Source organism: Prevotella sp. (assembly GCF_036570325.1).
GTDB lineage: Bacteria > Bacteroidota > Bacteroidia > Bacteroidales > Bacteroidaceae > Prevotella.
This window is the reverse complement of record NZ_DATCYK010000085.1, coordinates 1-17,794: the sequence shown is the minus strand read 5'-3', so window position 1 is coordinate 17,794 and position 17,794 is coordinate 1. Positions and strand designations below refer to the sequence as shown.

Genomic DNA, 17,794 nt, shown 5'->3' with positions numbered 1-17,794 from the left:
TTATTTGTTAGTCGTGATACGAGTTACTTTGATATTGTCAAGGAACCAACGGAAGTATCCGTTGACATCCATCTGGCGAGGACGGATGGTTATGCGGGTATTAGCTGTCACTCCATTGATTACCACCTTCTGATTGCGCAGCCATTGCCATGCTTTATTCACATCCGTATTCTTAATAGGCATGATGTCTTTGCTCATCGTGGCCGATACACCGTCAGCAATTTGTCCGTCACCACTGATTTCCACGACGATGGCCGTGGGATCCTGACCATTCACGGCGATGTCAATGCTTACTTCAACATTGGCCATTCGTCCCTCGGGAATGTCGAGTGCGGGCTTCAGCGTGACGCCGGTTTGCTTGTTGTGTCGCCCCATCTTGAGGTAACCGTTGGCTACGTAGAGGCATTTTTGCTTGGGACGATAGTCCTCAAGCGTATTGTCGAACAAGGCTTTTGCCTCGGGATTGCTGTAGATAGATACGGTGTTGCCGGCGCTGCCGTTGATACTGCCCACTTGGTCCTGACACTTGTCAGGGTAGGCTTGGGCTATCTGCCGTGCCCAATCAAAGGGTTCGGCGAAATATACATGGCCTATGGCCCGGTCATCGGGCTTCAGTGTGGCCTTATTGTCTTGCTGTATGAGTATTGAAGTCTCAATGCCATGCTCTGAATGCAGGACTATCTTTCCTTCGCGGAGCCCGGTGGTGTTCTCTGTAGCATTAATTGTCATGTTTGTCAGGCCGGCTTTGCCCATTGCGGGAGTACACTTTATCCACTCCGGTTGACTGATAATCTGCCATCCTTCGAGTGAGTTGATGGGGAGGATAGGGTCTTCTCCGCTGATAGTTTCCTTACCATTTCGGCTCAGCGAGAGCGTCTGGATAGGTAGATTGAAAGCTATGGAATTCTGACTGACGGTGATGGAAATTTCCGTTTGGCCGGCCTTGAACAGCAAGGTGCCCGTGCGGTCGGTTTTAGAGTCATTTGGTTTCACCTGCAATGTAACGTTTGCCGTTCCCGGTTTGCCTTCCGTGGCCGAAGGAATAATCCATTCGGAGCCATCGATAGGCGTCAGCGTCCATGCGTAATTGGTGTTGATAGTGATGGCGGGAGCAACATTCTTGTCAGTCTTACCCAGCAAATTGACACTGAATTTCTTGTTATCAATGCTTATCTTTTCGGCCAATCGGTGCTGGAATACGGCCACCTGTTCGGGCTTGCCGTTGCTAAGTTCCAGTTCAAGATAGCCCTCTCGGTCCTCGCCGGTGGTATTTGCTTGGGCCGACACATAAATTTTATGCCGTCCACGCAGCCCTTCTTCGTGGTTCAAGACCACCCATTGGGGCTTATCGATGAGTTTCCATGATTGGTTGGCGGCCAATTCAAATTCACCGGGTTGTCCTTGTTCGGTCAGACCATCGGCCTGTAGCACGATGTCGGCCTCACTGGCAGTGATGAATGGGTCCATATCGGCCTCGTTACGGCACGAGGTTAGTGCCGCGGCGGTACATAGGCAAAATGCTCCGAGGAGCCATGCCGTAATCTTATTTTGTTGTTTCATGATAGTAAGTGTGTATTTACTTGAATTCTTTCAGCAGCAGGTCATCAATATACCAGCGGCAATATTTCTGCGTGTTGGGGGCTACCGTGTGGATGGCAATCTTCGTATCGGCCGTGATACCATAAAGATTGAAAGAGTAGTTCTCCCATTGTTTCACAAACTTAGGTACCACAATGTCAGACATGGGTTGGTCTTTATCAGCCGCAAGTGAGCCCGGTCCGGCGATAATCTCAACCACGGCAGGCACATAATCGGGTGTGGAGCTGTCGGGACAGAGGCGGAACGACAGTGTGGCATTCACCGTTTCGCTGTTGTTTTGCGTGCCCTCAATGGGCGGAAGGATAATACCCGTGTTGAAATTGCTGTTGGAATTGAAGTGGATATAGCCCATCTGAATGCTGATTTTGCAAACTCCGGAGGAATTAACGGTAGCCAAGTACCAATCGGTCAGCCCACATGCTTTCCATGCTTCGAGCACTTTGCTGTCGGTAATGCTCATGCGAGTGTAGCCGTTGTTGGCCCCTATGGGATCTTTCAGGCCGTTCTCAGCGGCGATGGGCAGCGTCCAGTCGAAGTTGTCTTCGTAGAATGTGCGCATCACGGTTACCTTTCCCGGATCAAAAAGCGTCTGGGTCACATGGATATTTTCGCTGAGTCCATGGCTGTTTACGGTGAGATTGCCCTCGCGAACAGTCTCTGTGAGGTTGCTGTCGCACAGAATCTTCACGTCGGTAAAGCCTATTCCTTCGGTCTTATCTACTTTCAGCCATGGTTGGTCGCTGCTAATTTGGTAGCCTTTGTTGGCTATGACCCGCATTTCGGGTATGCTTCTGTCTTTCAAGGTGCCGGGGAGCGTCACTTCATAACGTGCCTGACTTACCTGAAGTCGGGGCAAGGCCTCGTCAGCTTTGTCCTCCGTAGTGCAGGAAGATAATCCTGATAGCAGGGTAACAAAGCAAGTAAAGGCCATCATCAAACTTTTTTTGCTCATTGTGAATCGTATGAATTAGGTTTTAAATTATGTCGGTTGATAAATTCTTCTGTTTCTTCTTGTATTTTTAGAGTAGGTAGGTTTCAAACGAAAGTCGGTTGTCTTGTTCTTTGCAAATATATAATAAATAATGGCACGACGTGTATAGAGGTAAGCAATTGGTAGGTTAAGATATTATTACATAATCATTATTATTTGATAATCAATCATTTAATAAATTATTAAAAAAGACTTGGTAAATAGTGTAGAGTATGAGAAATATCCTTATCTTTGCGTTGATAAGTTTTTAGAACGATGAAAAAAGCTATCTTATTCTTAATTTTCTTTTCGTTGACAGGTTCACTTTGGTCCTCAAACGAAAGCTATTTAATTCGTCTTGATAAGGCCCTTGTTCGTGAAAAAGGCGTTGTGGCGCAAAAAGAAAAGCAAATCAGTCGCTTGCGTATGGGCTTCTTTTTGCATCAGAGAGTAGACTCCCGATTAGCCGACTGTCGGCAGCTTGTTCAGGAATACCTTTATTTTCAGTATGACTCGGCTAAGGTTTATGCCGATCGAGGCATAGTGTTGGCCCGCCAATCGGGGCAAACTGACTATCTGCATCACTTCATGATAGCTAAGGCCCGCATACTATCTACCGGCGGACTTTACGATATTGCTAATCAATTATTGCGGCGAATAAATCCTGACAGCTTGGGTATAGAGAATCAGAAAGACTATGCCTTGGCCATGACCGACTTGTTTAGATTTTGGGAAAGTTACGTCCGTGACCCCGAATTTGCCCCATTTTATCGAGAAAAAGCAAAGGAGTGGCTCGTGCGTTTCATCACTTTTCTGAAGCCGGGCACGCCCGAATACGACTTTTATCAAGCTAAATATAATATGGAAGTGACGTTTGACCGGGCTGCCGCCAACCGTTTCTATCAGAAGTGTATCAGCACTTACCCATCTACCAGCCGTTATTATGCCCGCAGTTGCTTTACATACGCCAAGAATTGTTGGAAAGTCGGGCAGCGCGACAAGGCTCTACATTATATGGCTGAGGCTGCTTTAGGAGACTTGTTGGCTTGTACCCGGGAAAACTCTGCGATGAAACAATTGGCTGAATATCTCATGATCATCGACCCAGATAACAGCATTTTGGCAGAGAAATATATAAATGTGGCACTCGACGACGCCCGAAACTACAACAATAGGCTGCGCCTTATCGAGGTGTCGCAATCGCTTCCGCCCATTCTCGAAGCCTATAAACGGCAGTTGAATGCCCGCAAGGAGAATCTGACAGTGGCGCTTTCGGCCACGAGCATGCTGCTTTTGGCCTTGCTTTTAGCCGGATGGTTTATCTATCGTAAGAATATGCAGTTGCGTACGCACCGTAGCGACTTGGCCGATTACAACCGTCAGCTCAGTCAACTCAATGCCCGGCTTGAGCGACTTAACGAACAACTCATTGACACCAATGAGAAACGGGAGAACTTGGCCACGCTTTATATTGACTTATGTGCCCAATATATCGAGAAACTCAATCGTCAACAGACGCTCGTCACCCGCAAAATAAAGGCGGGACAGGCTGTTGACCTGCTGACGCAATTTACCTCTACACGACTCAACGATAAGGAGAGCGCAGCCTTCCTATCGCATTTTGATCAGGCCTTTTTGGCCCTTTATCCCACTTTCCGTGAAGAACTCAACGACTTGATGCGGCCCGAATGCCGTATTCCCATAGGCAAAACGGCGTCGTTGACCACCGTGCAACGCATAGTGGCCCTTAACCGTTTAGGCGTGAACGACAGCACGGAGATAGCCTATCTGCTCTTTTCTTCGACGCAAACTATTTACAATCGACGCTCTGAATTTCGCTCCAAGGTTATTTCAAAGGAGACTATTGAGGAAGATGTTAAGGGGTTGTGTAGGGTGAATGGCGGCAAAGCCGCGATGAAAGGTTCAGGAGTTGGGAGGATGAAGGGTTAGCTTTGAGAAAATATCAGACCTATCGGACGAGTCCGACTATTCCAATTTTGTCAAGATAATTTTAGCTTTTTAGTAGCTCACAGCTCTTTGCTCTATCTCTCAAAGCTAACCCTTCATCCCCTCAACTTCCCAACTCTACAACTATTCTTCAGTCTTTACGACTTATTCTTTGTCGGTTCTGAAGGGGAAAAGGGGCAGCAACGCGCCATTTTTAAGGTTGCCGGGACCCCAATTGCGGAACGCATAACGGAGGTAAAGGGGCTGCTTCACTTCCTCGGAAGTTACGGCGATAGACTCGTTGCGTGGGTCGTTGCCCGGCTTCCAATAGTGCCATGCCTTGGCCTTATGGAACACTTTGTCGGCTCCGGCCACCTCAAAGCCCTCGATGTCGTGGTACCGGTTGATGGCGTCATACAAGTTTTGAAGGCGCACATAGCACGTGTCGGCCTCGATGGTCATGCTCTTGAACGAGGGACTCTCGCACCAAAACTCTTTCATTCCATACGTTTTGTTGAGGGCCTGAAGGGCCAATCGTCGACCCACTTGTCGTTTTTGGGCGGGATGGATCTGCTCACGCTCGTAGTCATAAACAAGGTCATCGGTGCAGACGAGGCCGCTGTTGGGTATCTGTAGCGAGGCATTGAATTGTTGTTCGCGCAGTTTCGGACCCCAGTCGCCCTTGTTGTCGCCATACCAATAGGGAGCTATCTGTACGAAATAGAAGGGTATTTGACCCAATCGGAAGTCACGGCGCCACTGCTCAACCAAGTCTTTGAGGCGTTGGGTGTAGCGTCCCGCGGGGTCGCCTACGTTGGAACAACCTTGATAATAGAGTATTCCCTTGACGGTGAAGTTAAGGATTGGGGCGAAAGTTCCGTTGCCCCAAAGGAGCGGACGATGGTATTCTTCGCCAAACTGCTTAACGATGGCCATGGAGTCGAGCGGTTCCTGCGTCTTGGTTTGCAGATAGTCGCGGTCCAACCAGCTCTCCACGCGGGTTCCACCCTTGTTGGCGAGGATGAGACCGACCGGAATGTCGAGTACCTTGCTGACCATTTGGGCAAAGGCATAGCCCGCCGCCGAGCAGTCGCCCACGGTCTTCGGACCTATCTCTGCCCATTGGCAAGGGGCGTCTTCCTGCGGAGTCATGCGCATAGAGGCCGGAATCTTAACGTAGTGAATGGCCTTATAGTCGCGCGACTCGGCCACATCGTCGTTGTAACTCTCGGTAGGACAGTTGCCAAAGCCCTTTACCGGCATTTCCATATTGCTCTGTCCGGCGCACACCCACACCTCTCCAACGAGCACATTCTTAATGGTTACGGCGCCATTGCCGTCGTCAAAGGTTACGGAATAGGGTCTATAGCCGGCTTGTGGCGTCTTTACGCCAATCAGCCATCGGCCTTTGGCGTCGGCCTTTACGGTTTGTGTGAGGTCACGGCCGAAGAACCGGGTCGTCACTCGTACTGTCCTGCCGGGTTGTGCCCATCCCCAAAGGCGGGCTTCGGTAAGCTGTTGCAGGATCATGTGGTCGCCAATCATGTGGGGCAGACGCACTTTAGCCGCCAAGGTCAGCGTGGCCAAGGCGAGAAAAGAAATCATTAAATAACGTTTTAGCATGGTTTGTTTCGTTTGTTATGTGCTGCAATATTACGATTTTTTCTTTATCTTTGCAAGTAACTGCACGAAAATGAAACTTAAACCGATTATAAACATGCACTATTTCAAGCACCTATTTCTTTGTTTTTTCTTTGTTTTTATGGGCTTAGAGGCCCATTCCCAGCGTTCATTCGAGCTTAACTTATGGCCCCAAGGCCCCCGTGTGAAGAGCAGCGACGCCACCGACACGGCCAAGGTCTACGTGTTTCAGCCGGCGAAGCCCAACGGTAGGGCCATACTTATCTGTCCCGGAGGCGGTTATGGCATGCTGGCCATGGGCAAAGAGGGCACCGACTGGGCTCCTTTTTTCAATAACATGGGCATAACGGCCGTGGTGTTGAAGTATCGCATGCCCCGAGGCAAGAAGGAAGTGCCCATTGGCGACGCCGAGGAAGCCATGAAGCTGATTCGCCGCAATGCCCGAAACTGGTCGCTCAATCCTAACGACGTGGGTATCATGGGCTTCTCGGCAGGTGGTCATCTGGCCTCGACCATCGCCACGCATAGCAAGGGTGAGGCCAAACCTAACTTCCAAATACTCTTTTATCCGGTCATAACGATGATGCCGGGCTACACTCATCAGGGCAGCCATGACAACCTTTTGGGTCGTGGAAGTCACAAGAAGGATGAGCGAGATTACAGCAACGACATGCAGGTAACACGGGTTACGCCCCGTGCATGGATAGCTTTGAGCGATGACGACCACGTTGTCGTGCCGGCCAATGGCGTGAACTACTACACCGAACTCTATCGACATGACGTTCCGGCCTCGCTCCATGTCTATCCGTCGGGCGGCCACGGCTGGGGCATTCTGCCCGGTTTCCGCTTCCATAATCAAATGATGTTGGAATTGGAGAGTTGGCTTCGCTCGTTCTAAGGGGGAAGTTGATTTTGGAAAGTTGACGAGTTAACAAGTTGTTTATTGAGTTGACGAGTTGATGAGTTGACAAGTTGACAAGTTGTTGGTTGGGCTGAGGAGTTAATAAGTTGATGTGTTAACGAGTTGACAAGTAAACAAGTTGTTGGTTGAGTTGACGAGTTGACAAGTAAACAAGTTAACGAGTTGTTGGTTGAGTTGACGGATTAACAAGTTGACAAGTTAACGAGTTGTTGGTTGAGTTGACGAGTTGACAAGTAAACAAGTTGACGAGTTGTTGGTTATGGTAGATGGGTTGACTATGAGATATTGATGGGTTAACGCATTGATAATTAATGAGTTGACGGTGATAAGTGAGACTTTTAGGCATGGTACTTGGCATGTGGCCGGGTAAAGGGCTGACAAGTACCATGTGAAAGGGCAGCTTTGGTCGTGTCAAAAGCCAGTTATGACATTACCAAAGGGCTGCTTTGGCGGGCTGAAAGGCCCGCTTTTGTTTTTTCATAGGGCTGCTTTGGAAAAACCAATGGTCCACGGATGAAAAAATACAAGGCCGTTGCGGGAATTTAAAAAGAAAACCGTAATTTTGTGACATTCTAATTCATGGATCCTGATTTATGCTGAAAACACTCTTGCAACTTTGGTGGATAGAGACGCGCCGCACCTTTGATTGGAAGCGGCTGGGCGTCTTTCTCTATCTTCTTTTCCTGCTTGCGGCCTTGGTGATAGGCTTTTACGCGGGTGGAGGAGACAGGGTGATGAGTCGCATGGCGGGCCTTCCGTTTCAGGACTACGCCGTGATGATGGCGCTGGCCACCATCGTGCCCGACTTCATGATGAAGCTCATGCTGAAGCAAGACGCCGCCATGATGGACGATTTTCTTAAATCCAAGCCCGTGGCCGAGCGCACGTGGAACCGCTTTTTGCTCGTTTCCAACCTGCTGGATTACTGGAATTGGATGACGCCCATTGTGATGACGGTGCTCTTCGGGCTGCTTATGCCCGTTGGTTACGCCTTGTTGGGCGGACTGACGGTGTGGTTTGTGTCGATAGCCGATGGCTTGGCCATTACTTGTTTGCGCAAAGCCACCGACTGGGCGTATAAGTTGGCGGTGTGGATAGGATTGCTTTTCTTCCTCTTTTTGCTCACGCCCTACGCCTTCTTCATGAGCGGTGTGGGCGCCGTGGTCCACATGTTGGGCATGATAGGCTTCGCTTTGGTGGCCTTGTGGGTGCTCTATCGCTATTTGTTCAGCCTTAGCAGTTACAATGAGTCGCGGGCGCAGGCTTCCTCGGTAAGGGGAATGCGGGGCGGAACGCTGCTCAGTTTGGAATATGTAAGCCTGCTTCGGGCCAAGCGTTTGCGACAGATGGTGCTGATGTGTGCCGCTATTTTCTTGTTCCAAGCCTACACGCAGAACTACACGGCTAATGAATTTGGTGTCGGTTTTACGGCGTTCTACGTGTTCTTTGCCATCGATTTTCCCACGTTAGTGCTGGGTCAGTGGGGCTTTGGCGTGGAAGCCAACTTCTTCCACGGGCTTATGACCAAGCCAGTGACGGTAGAACGGCTGCTGCTTAACAAGTTTTTCTTCTACATGCTCATAAATGTGGCCATGACTTTGCTCATGATTCCCGGCGTGTGGCTGGGCTATTGGTCGTACGCCATGTTGGTGGCGGCGCTGCTGTTGACTGTGGGCTCTAACCTGCTTTTGCTCCCCACGTGTCTTTTTTCCACCCGTCTCGACGTGTTTTCATCGGCCTTTTTCAATTATCAGGGCGCCAATTGGTCTATCAATGTCTATGCCTTTGTGGCCTTTATCCCCATGGTGCTCTTCATCAGTGGCTACGGGCTGTTGTCTGACGGGGTGGCTTCGGCGGTGTTGTCGGCTGTGGGCGTGGTGCTCATCTGTGTGCATCGGCCCGTCATCCGTCGCATAGCCAAGGCCTTCATGCGCCGTAAGTATGAGCGAATGGAGAAGTTCTGCGAATAAAAAACCGATGGTTTTAAATATCCAATCGTATGATAGAAATCAATAACCTCAAGAAAATTTATGGCCAAAAGACCGTGGTCGACGTGCCCCAACTTACCATCCGGCAAGGTGAGCTGATAGGATTGGTCGGCAACAACGGAGCCGGCAAGACCACGCTCATGCGCCTTATCCTCGACCTTATCAGGGCCGATGAGGGGTGGGTGAGCAGCGATGGCGAGCTCGTCAATGAGTCTGAACGCTGGAAAGCGTACACCGGTTCGTTCATAGACGGCCGTTTTCTCATCGATTTTTTCACGCCCGAGGAGTATTTTTCCTTCATTGCCAAGCTCTACGGCATAGGAAACGAGGAACTCGATGTGCGCCTGCGACGTTATGAGGGGCTCATGAATGGCGAGATACTCGGCACGAAGAAATACCTCAGAGACTTCTCCGAGGGCAATCGACAGAAGGTAGGTATCATTGGGGCCATGCTCATTGAGCCGAGGGTTCTCATCCTTGACGAGCCTTTTAACTACCTCGATCCCTCGTCACAGATTACGATCTCTAAAATGATAGAGCAAGAGTGTAGCGAGCGGGGCACGACGGTTATCTTGTCGAGTCACAACCTCAACTTCGTCTCCGATATATCTTCCCGCATCTTGTTGTTAGAAAAAGGAGTAGTCATAAAAGACCTTCAAAACGACGCGGGCAGTGCCATGACCGAGTTGGAGCTGTATTTCAACACGCCCAAGACGGTCGACCCATCCGACGTACAACCCTAAAACTAATTATAAACAATTCATTCTTAAAAACTACTGAAACATGAAAAGATTAATGATGGGGCTGGTTAGCCTCACCGCTTCTGTAGCCATGAATGCGCAGAACGCACCCCAATTGCGGGCCGACAACATCAATGAAGTGCTCAAGGCCATGACTTTAGAGGAGAAAGCCCAGCTCTTGGTGGGCGGTGGAAACGACGGATTCGTTGGTTCCGGCTCCATGTTGGGCCATCAAAAGAAGATTGTGGCCGGTGCCGCCGGACTGACTGTGGCCATTCCCCGCTTAGGTATTCCGGCCACGGTTGTGGCTGATGGGCCTGCCGGAGTGCATATCGACGCCCATCGTGAGGGCACTACGCAAACCTTCTTTGCCACGGGTTTCCCTGTAGGTACTTGCTTGGCGTCGACTTGGAATCCCGAGTTGGTCTATCAGGTAGGTCAGGCTATGGGCAACGAAACGCTGGAGTATGGCGTCGATGTTTTGTTGGGTCCCGGCTTGAACTTGCATCGCAGTCCGCTCTGTGGCCGTAACTTCGAGTATTATAGCGAAGACCCCATCGTCACGGGTGTCATCGGTTCGGCCATGGTTCGCGGCATTCAGAGTCAGGGAGTGGGCGTAAGTGCCAAGCACTATGCCGTCAACTCTCAGGAAAGCGACCGTACCCGGGTAGACGAACGTGTAACGAAGAGAGCCTTGCGTGAGCTCTATCTGCGTGGATTTGAAATCATGGTACGCGAGAGTAAGCCATGGACCATCATGTCAGCTTATAATAAGGTGAACGGCGTTTACGCACAAGGAAGCAAGGATTTGCTCACCAATGTGCTGCGCAAGGACTGGGGTTTCGACGGAATCGTCATGACTGACTGGATTGGAAAGCGCAATGACCTGCCCATAGAGCAGGAAGTGGAGGCCGGAAACGACCTCATGATGCCGGGATACCCTGCCCAAGTGGACGATATTGTGCAGGCCGTGAAAGCCGGAAAGCTCGATATTAAGGAGGTAGACCGCAATGTTCGCAACATGTTGGAGTACATTGTGAAGACTCCCCGCTTCAAAGGTTATCGCTATAGTAACCAACCCGACACCCGTGCCCATGCCCTTATAACCCGTCAGAGTTCGGCCGAGGGAATGGTGTTGCTCAAGAATGAGCCGTTGGTAGCCGGCGGTGAGCGTGTATTACCCGTGAAAAACCTGAAACAAGTGGCGCTTTTTGGCGTTAATTCCTACGATTTCTTCTCGGGAGGATTGGGCTCCGGCTGTGTCAATGTGCCCTATGTAGTTGATATGGTGCAAGGTTTGAAGAACGTCGGTGTATCTACCACGCCGCAACTGACCGAGATTTATCAGAGTTATGTGAAGTTTGCGAAGGCCAAACTCAAAGCCGATAAGAACCCGGAAATGTGGTTCCTCGACCAAGGACAGCCTAAACTCGACGAGATTGACATCACTGTGCGCAGCGTGAATCATGAACTTGCCGCGGCGGATGCGGCCATTATCACCATCGGTCGCCAAGCCGGAGAAGGCATGGATAGGCAGATTGAGGGCGAGTTTAACTTAACCGACGCCGAGAAAGCCATGATCAGCAGGGTCAGCGACGCCTTCCATGCGGCCGGTAAGCCCGTTATCGTTGTGATAAATTCGGGAAGTGTCATGGAAACAGCCTCTTGGCGCGACCGTGTTGACGCCATTCTCGTGGCTTGGCAGCCCGGTCAGGAAGGTGGAAACAGCGTTGCCGATGTGCTCGTAGGTAAGGCCAATCCTTCCGGTCGCCTGACAATGACATGGCCGGTAAGCGCCGCTGACGTGCCATCGACCAAGAATTTCCCCCAAAATCCCGAATATTACAACTTTACGGAGAAGCTCTATGGCGGTTATATGCCCGGTGTGAACTTCACGAATCATGAAGAAGACATCTATGTGGGCTATCGTTACTTCGATACTTTCAAGCGGAAGGTGGCTTATCCCTTCGGTTTCGGCTTGAGCTATACCGACTTCGAGTTCAGCAAACCTACCGTCAAGGCCGTTGGCGACCGTGTGGAAATGACCGTAACGGTGAAGAATGTGGGCAAGACTGCCGGCAAACAAGTGGCTCAGGTTTATGTAGTGGCCCCCAAGGGAGCTTATGAGAAGCCGGCCAAGGAGTTGAAAGCATTTGCCAAGACCCGTGAGTTGAAGCCCGGAGAGAGCCAAACTTTGAAAATGACTGTTGAGAAACGACTCCTCGCCAGCTTTGATGAGGCCGGCAATCAGTGGAAGGCCGACGCCGGAACTTATACCTTCTTGTTTGGTGATAACGTGGAGAGTATCAAGGGCAAGGCCACGCTGAAGCTCGGAGAGTTGACCGAGAAAGTGACAGAAGCACTGGCACCGCGCGTCAATTTGCAGTTACTGCATCAGTAAAGGTTTATTAAAAATAAAATCATAATTTTGCTATCTCACTGATTCCTTGTACTTTTGCAGAAACAATAACACAATAAGATATTAGTTTTTTATTATGGCAAAGAAAGCACTTTTGATGATTCTCGACGGTTGGGGAATCGGTAAGCACGGTAAAGGTGACGTGATTTATAACACGCCAACTCCATATTTAGATTATTTGACAGCTGTTTCGGCTCATTCGGAGCTTCAGGCCAGCGGTGAGAACGTAGGTCTTCCCGACGGCCAGATGGGTAATTCCGAGGTGGGACACCTTAATATTGGCGCCGGCCGCGTGGTTTATCAGGACCTCGTAAAGATTAACCGGGCGTGTGCCGATGGCTCTATTTTGAAGAATGAGGGCGTCGTTGAGGCCTACAGTTACGCCAAAGAGAATGGTAAGAAGGTCCATCTGATGGGCTTGACCTCCACCGGTGGCGTTCACTCTTCATTGGATCACTTGTTCAAATTCATCGAAATAGGTAAAGAGTACGGCCTGAAGGACCAGTTGTTCGTGCACTGTTTCATGGACGGACGTGACACTGACCCGAAGAGCGGTAAAGGTTTTATCGAGCAGGTACAGGCTTGCTGCGACCAAAACGACGCACACATAGCCAGCATTATCGGCCGTTTCTACGCCATGGACCGCGACAAGCGTTGGGCCCGTGTGAAGGAAGCATACGATTTGTTGGTAGAGGCTAAGGGCAAGCAAGCCACCGACATGGTGCAAGCTATGCAGGAAAGCTACGATGAAGACGTAACTGACGAGTTCGTGAAGGCCATCAACAATTCTACCGTTGACGGCACTATTCAGGAAGGCGACGTAGTAATCTTCCTCAATTTCCGCAACGACCGCGCCAAGGAAATTACCGCTGTACTCACCCAAGAGGACATGCCCGATGAGGGAATGCACACCATCAAGGACCTGAAGTACTACACGATGACTCCTTATGACCCCAATTTCAAGAACGTGAAGGTACTTTTCCCCAAGGAGAACGTGCAGAACACGCTCGGCGAATACTTGTCAAAATTGGGCAAGAAGCAGCTCCATACCGCAGAAACAGAGAAGTATGCACACGTTACATTCTTCTTTAACGGTGGCAGAGAGGCCCCCTATGAGGGTGAAGATCGTATCTTGGTAGCTTCTCCAAAGGTGACAACGTACGACCTGAAGCCTGAAATGAGCGCTTACGAGGTAAAGGATAAACTCGTCGCAGCTATCAAAGAAGACAAGTATGACTTCATTGTCGTGAACTTCGCGAACGGAGATATGGTGGGTCATACGGGCATTTACAACGCCATAGCCAAAGCTGTTTGGGCGGTAGACCAGTGTGTGAAGGACGTCATTGAGGCCGCCAAAGCCACCGGTTATGAGGCTATCATCATCGCAGACCACGGCAATGCCGACAACGCTGTCAATGAAGATGGAAGTCCTAACACCGCTCATTCACTGAATCCGGTGCCCTTCATCTACGTTACCGACAACAATTCAGCCAAGGTAAAGAACGGAAGATTGGCCGACGTGGCCCCTTCTCTTCTCCATATCATGGGCTTGGAGCAACCCGCCGACATGACGGGCGAGTGCTTGATAGAAGATAAATAAAGCGTCACTCTTGACCGCTAAACGATAAGCGGGAACCATTCAAGGCTATTGCCAAGGAATGGTTCCCGCTTTTATTTTGGCTGTTTGACCTCTTTCTAAGAAGAAATGATGAGGCCAAACAGCGTTCTACAGAATAGCGGACCGGCTTTTTTACAAATTAAACAACCTTTTACGAAGTGCCCCACAGAGCGATTTTATCAATAAAACCACCCTTTACGAGGCATAGACTTCACCGGCCCGGAGTTTCTTTTATTACAATGTAGCCTTGATAGATGCGACGATTTGCTCATCGAGCAGGTTGTTGTCGCGCAGCAACTCATTGACGTCGTAGCGGTCGTAGAGCGCTTTCTTCACACCGAAGTTGAGCACCTTCATGTCGCTGGGACCGTAGAAGCGGGCTATACGCTCACCGAAACCACCGTCCAAGCTGCCATCTTCGAGCGTAGCGATGAGCGTGTGGTCTTTCTTGAGGTCCTCCAGCAAGTCCTCATCGATACCCGTCAGGTAACGGGGGTTGATAAGTGTGGCGTCGATACCGTCGTTAGCCAAGGCCTGCTGCACGGCTTCACCCTTCTGATAGAAGTCGCCCGCGGCGATGATGGCTACCCTTTCGCCACGCTTGGCCACCTTAAACTTGTTGAGATTGCTGTAATCCGTGTCGTAAGCCTCGGCGCTGTGAACCACCTGCATGGCGGGAACACGCACTGCCACCGAGTATTTCTCCTGACGGATGGCCCACAGTTCCATGGCCACAAACTCCTCGTAAGTGGTAGGAGCCAAATAAACCAAGTTGGGAATGTGGCTGAACATGGGGATGTCGAAGAAGCAAATGTGCGTAAAATCGTTCATGCCATACACGCTGGAGCCCAACACGTTGATAACGGCAGGGTTGCCATTAACGGCTAAGTCTTGGCTCAACTGGTCGTAGGTACGCTGCAAGAACGTGGCAGGAGTGGAGAACACGGGGTGCGCGCCACGCTTGGCCATGGCCGACGCCATGGCTACGGCCTCCTCCTCGGCTATACCTACGTCGATATATTGTTTGCCGGCAGCCTTTCGGCGCTCGGGAGTGAAGCCCATAGCGGCCGGTACCGCCGCGGCGATAGCCACGAGTTTGGGGTCGCGTTTCATCTCGTCGAGCAGCAATTGGCCCAACAAGTCGCCGTAATCCTCGCCACCATGACCACCTTTGACTTGGCCTGTCTCAAGCTCGAAAGGCATGTGCCAGTGCCATGCTTCCTTGTTGGTAGTGGCCGGCGTGTAGCCATGTCCCTTCTCGGTATGGATATGTACCACGATGGGGTGGTCGATGTCTTTCACCTTTTGGAAAGCCTCGACGAGCTTGGCCACGTCGTTTCCTTCCTCTACATAGGTGTAGTCAAAGCCCAAGGCCTTGAAGAAATTGAGCTCGGCCTGCCCTTTGGTGTCACGCAAAAGCTGCAAGTTCTTATACAGACCGCCGTGGTTCTCGGCAATACTCATTTCGTTGTCGTTCACGATCACGATGATGTTAGTGCCCAGTTCGGCCGCCGTGTCGAGTCCCTCAAAGGCCTCTCCACCCGACAGAGAGCCGTCGCCGATAACGGCAATGACATTCTCCGTGCCGCCGAGGATGTCGCGTCCCTTCATCAAACCGGTCGCCAAAGCCACCGAAGTAGACGTGTGGCCAATCTCGAAGTTGTCGTACTCGGGATTTTCCAAGGGCGAGCTGTAGCCCGATATGGCGTCCATGTCGTTCACGTCGAGGAAACCTTTGGCACGGCCTGTCAGCATTTTATGGGGATAACTCTGGTGGCTGATGTCGAAAACAAACTTGTCCTCAGGGGCGTTGAACACATAATGGAGCGCCACGGTAGCCTCGGTGAAACCCAAATTGGGGCCCACGTGACCGCCATGATGGCTCACACGGTTGAGAACGCCGGTGCGAATCTCGTCGGCCACAACGCTCAGTTGCTCTATGGGCAACTGCTTTAAGTCTTTCGGACTGTTGATTTTTTCAATGTACATGCTTGTATTGAATAATATGTTTTTTTGTGTTTGGAGCGGTTCAGTGTCTTTTTCGGAGACATTTTCACGGTTGCAAAGGTAAGTTCTTTTGCATTTACGGACGCTATCAAAATTACAGATAGAATAACCAAAATAACAGAAATGGGGCCAAAACCTTTGCCATTTGGGGCCTTTTGGCTAATTTTGTGATAAATAATAAGGTATAAACCGATAAATAACAAGGTATAAACCGATGAACGTAAAAATAGAAGAAACATGGCGACAGCAGGTGGGCGGCGAGTTCGACAAGCCCTATTTCCTGAATCTTACCCGCCAAGTGCGTGAGGAATACGGGCGCTATGCCTGCTACCCTCCGGGCCATCTTGTATTCAACGCCTTTAATCTTTGCCCCTTTGAGCGGGTGCGTGTGGTCATCATAGGGCAGGACCCGTACCACGAGGCGGGGCAGGCGATGGGCCTGAGCTTCTCCGTTCCCGAGGGAATAGCCATGCCGCCGTCGCTCATCAATATCTTTAAGGAGATAGAGGCCGACCTTGGCAAGCCCATGCCTGCCAACGGCGACCTCACCCGATGGGCCGATCAGGGCGTGCTCTTGCTCAATGCCACCCTCACCGTGAGGGCCCATGCGGCCAACAGCCATCAGCAATTGGGCTGGACTACCTTCACCGACGCGGCCATCAAGGCCCTCAGCGACCACCGCGAAAACTTGGTGTTCATGCTTTGGGGTGGCTTTGCCCGGGGCAAGAAATACCTTATCGACACGAAGAAACACATGGTCTTGGAGAGCGTTCATCCCTCGCCCTTGTCGGCCAATCGGGGCGGTTGGTTTGGCAATCACCAGTTCTCACGGTGCAATGCCTTTCTTGAGAGCAAGGGATTGGCGCCCATCAATTGGTAAAGAAGCTGAATAGAAAATGACCGAACTACATATTTTACAAGTGGGCGACGTGCTTGTGTCGCCCGACATCATCACGGAGAAGTTTTGTTGCGACCTTGAGAAGTGCAAGGGACGCTGCTGTATAGAGGGCGACGCGGGGGCTCCCGTAACGTTGGAGGAGATAGGCGACATCGAGGAAGCACTCGATGAGGTGTGGCATAGCATGAGCGCCACGGCCCAAGCGGTGGTCGATAAGCAGGGCGTAGCCTATGTTGACCGCGAGGGCGACCTTGTGACGAGCATTGTGGGAGGCAAGGATTGTGTCTTCACGGAGTACAAAGACCTGACGCTCGACGACGCCACGGAGGTGCGCGACTGCTGCCTCTGCGCCTTGGAGTGTGCCTTTCGCAAGGGCCGGACGGGGTTTGTGAAACCCATGTCGTGCGCGCTTTACCCCATAAGGGTGAAGGAGTTTGGCAATGGAATCACCGGTATCAACTATCACCGATGGGACATTTGCCGTGACGCCGTGGCCAAAGGACGGGCCTTGAACCTGCCGGTCTATAAGTTCTTGGCCGGTCCGCTAAAGCGTCGTTTCGGCGAGGCGTGGTATCGGGAGCTGTGCGAGGTGGCTGCGGCCATTGAGCAGCAAAGTTGATTTTAATAAACCTTGGCGGAGCCCTTTTGGCATTTCCACCGCCCGATGTTTAGCCCCTGAAAAGGGCGCTTCGGTTTTCTTGTAATTTAATAGCGTAAAGTGGTCGCTGTAAGAGTGGCCCTTTGATATGACAAAAGCAGTGCTTTCATGGGGTGAAAGCACTGCTTTTGCATGATAGGAGGGCTGCTTTGGCAGCCCGGTTGGGTGGGGGCGAGACCCCCGTTGTTGGGTTGGGGAGTTGTGAGGGTGATGGGATGATGATTTAATGCGTTGCTGATGGGGTGAGAGGAGGGTGGGGGCGAGGCCCCGTTGTTGGGTTGGGGAGTTGTGAGGTTGGGGAGTTGGTGGGATAAGCGACGTTTATCCCTTTCGATATTCCGTGGGACTTACGCCCACATGTTCCTTGAAATATTTGCCCAAGAAGCT

At 50.9% G+C, this 17,794-nt stretch carries 12 protein-coding genes; 8 read left to right on the top strand and 4 right to left on the bottom strand.

Going from position 1 to position 17,794, the window contains the following annotated elements; all coding sequences use genetic code 11:
- Window positions 1-1,560: a BACON domain-containing protein gene (locus tag VIR50_RS08685; RefSeq protein ID WP_331934741.1), complete on the bottom strand. Its 1,560-nt coding sequence runs from the start codon at window positions 1,558-1,560 to the stop codon at window positions 1-3.
- Window positions 1,561-1,576: 16 nt separating this feature from the next.
- Window positions 1,577-2,551: a BACON domain-containing protein gene (locus VIR50_RS08680; protein WP_331934740.1), complete on the bottom strand. Its 975-nt coding sequence runs from the start codon at window positions 2,549-2,551 to the stop codon at window positions 1,577-1,579.
- 294 nt (window positions 2,552-2,845) lie between these two features.
- Here VIR50_RS08680 and VIR50_RS08675 point away from each other — a divergent pair, with 294 nt between their 5' ends.
- Entirely contained in the window at window positions 2,846-4,519 is a 1,674-nt protein-coding gene (locus VIR50_RS08675; protein ID WP_331934739.1) for a DUF6377 domain-containing protein, read from the top strand.
- A 162-nt stretch (window positions 4,520-4,681) separates the two neighbouring features.
- Here the strand turns inward: VIR50_RS08675 and VIR50_RS08670 are convergent, their stop codons facing one another.
- Window positions 4,682-6,121 (bottom strand): sialate O-acetylesterase, encoded by a 1,440-nt coding sequence (locus tag VIR50_RS08670; protein WP_331934738.1) that lies wholly within the window; start codon window positions 6,119-6,121, stop codon window positions 4,682-4,684.
- A gap of 112 nt (window positions 6,122-6,233) precedes the next feature.
- On the opposite strand from VIR50_RS08670, the gene VIR50_RS08665 reads away from it, so the two are divergent.
- The 5 genes from VIR50_RS08665 (at window position 6,234) to gpmI (ending at window position 13,826) form a co-directional block, all read left to right on the top strand.
- The gene (locus VIR50_RS08665; protein WP_331934737.1) at window positions 6,234-7,055 is read left to right on the top strand and encodes an alpha/beta hydrolase; all 822 of its coding nucleotides are present in this window, start codon (window positions 6,234-6,236) and stop codon (window positions 7,053-7,055) included.
- Window positions 7,056-7,672: 617 nt separating this feature from the next.
- Window positions 7,673-9,049 carry a DUF5687 family protein gene (locus tag VIR50_RS08660; protein WP_331934736.1) on the top strand — a complete coding sequence of 459 codons (1,377 nt, stop codon included), beginning with the start codon at window positions 7,673-7,675 and terminating at the stop codon, window positions 9,047-9,049.
- Between the two features lie 29 nt (window positions 9,050-9,078).
- A complete protein-coding gene (locus VIR50_RS08655; protein WP_331934735.1) occupies window positions 9,079-9,810 on the top strand; it encodes an ABC transporter ATP-binding protein in 732 nt (243 codons plus the stop codon).
- A gap of 40 nt (window positions 9,811-9,850) precedes the next feature.
- On the top strand, window positions 9,851-12,208 hold the full coding sequence (locus VIR50_RS08650; RefSeq protein ID WP_331934734.1) for a glycoside hydrolase family 3 C-terminal domain-containing protein: 2,358 nt from the start codon (window positions 9,851-9,853) through the stop codon (window positions 12,206-12,208).
- Between the two features lie 94 nt (window positions 12,209-12,302).
- Window positions 12,303-13,826: a 2,3-bisphosphoglycerate-independent phosphoglycerate mutase gene (gene gpmI / locus VIR50_RS08645; protein WP_331934733.1), complete on the top strand. Its 1,524-nt coding sequence runs from the start codon at window positions 12,303-12,305 to the stop codon at window positions 13,824-13,826.
- 252 nt (window positions 13,827-14,078) lie between these two features.
- Here the strand turns inward: gpmI and VIR50_RS08640 are convergent, their stop codons facing one another.
- Window positions 14,079-15,833: a 1-deoxy-D-xylulose-5-phosphate synthase gene (locus VIR50_RS08640; RefSeq protein ID WP_331934732.1), complete on the bottom strand. Its 1,755-nt coding sequence runs from the start codon at window positions 15,831-15,833 to the stop codon at window positions 14,079-14,081.
- A gap of 232 nt (window positions 15,834-16,065) precedes the next feature.
- Here VIR50_RS08640 and ung point away from each other — a divergent pair, with 232 nt between their 5' ends.
- Both ung and VIR50_RS08630 read left to right on the top strand, forming a co-directional pair.
- Window positions 16,066-16,731 (top strand): uracil-DNA glycosylase, encoded by a 666-nt coding sequence (ung, locus tag VIR50_RS08635; RefSeq protein WP_331934731.1) that lies wholly within the window; start codon window positions 16,066-16,068, stop codon window positions 16,729-16,731.
- A 16-nt stretch (window positions 16,732-16,747) separates the two neighbouring features.
- Complete coding sequence (locus VIR50_RS08630; RefSeq protein ID WP_331934730.1) at window positions 16,748-17,368, top strand: DUF3109 family protein; 621 nt, start codon at window positions 16,748-16,750, stop codon at window positions 17,366-17,368.
- The last annotated feature ends 426 nt before the right edge of the window (window positions 17,369-17,794 follow it).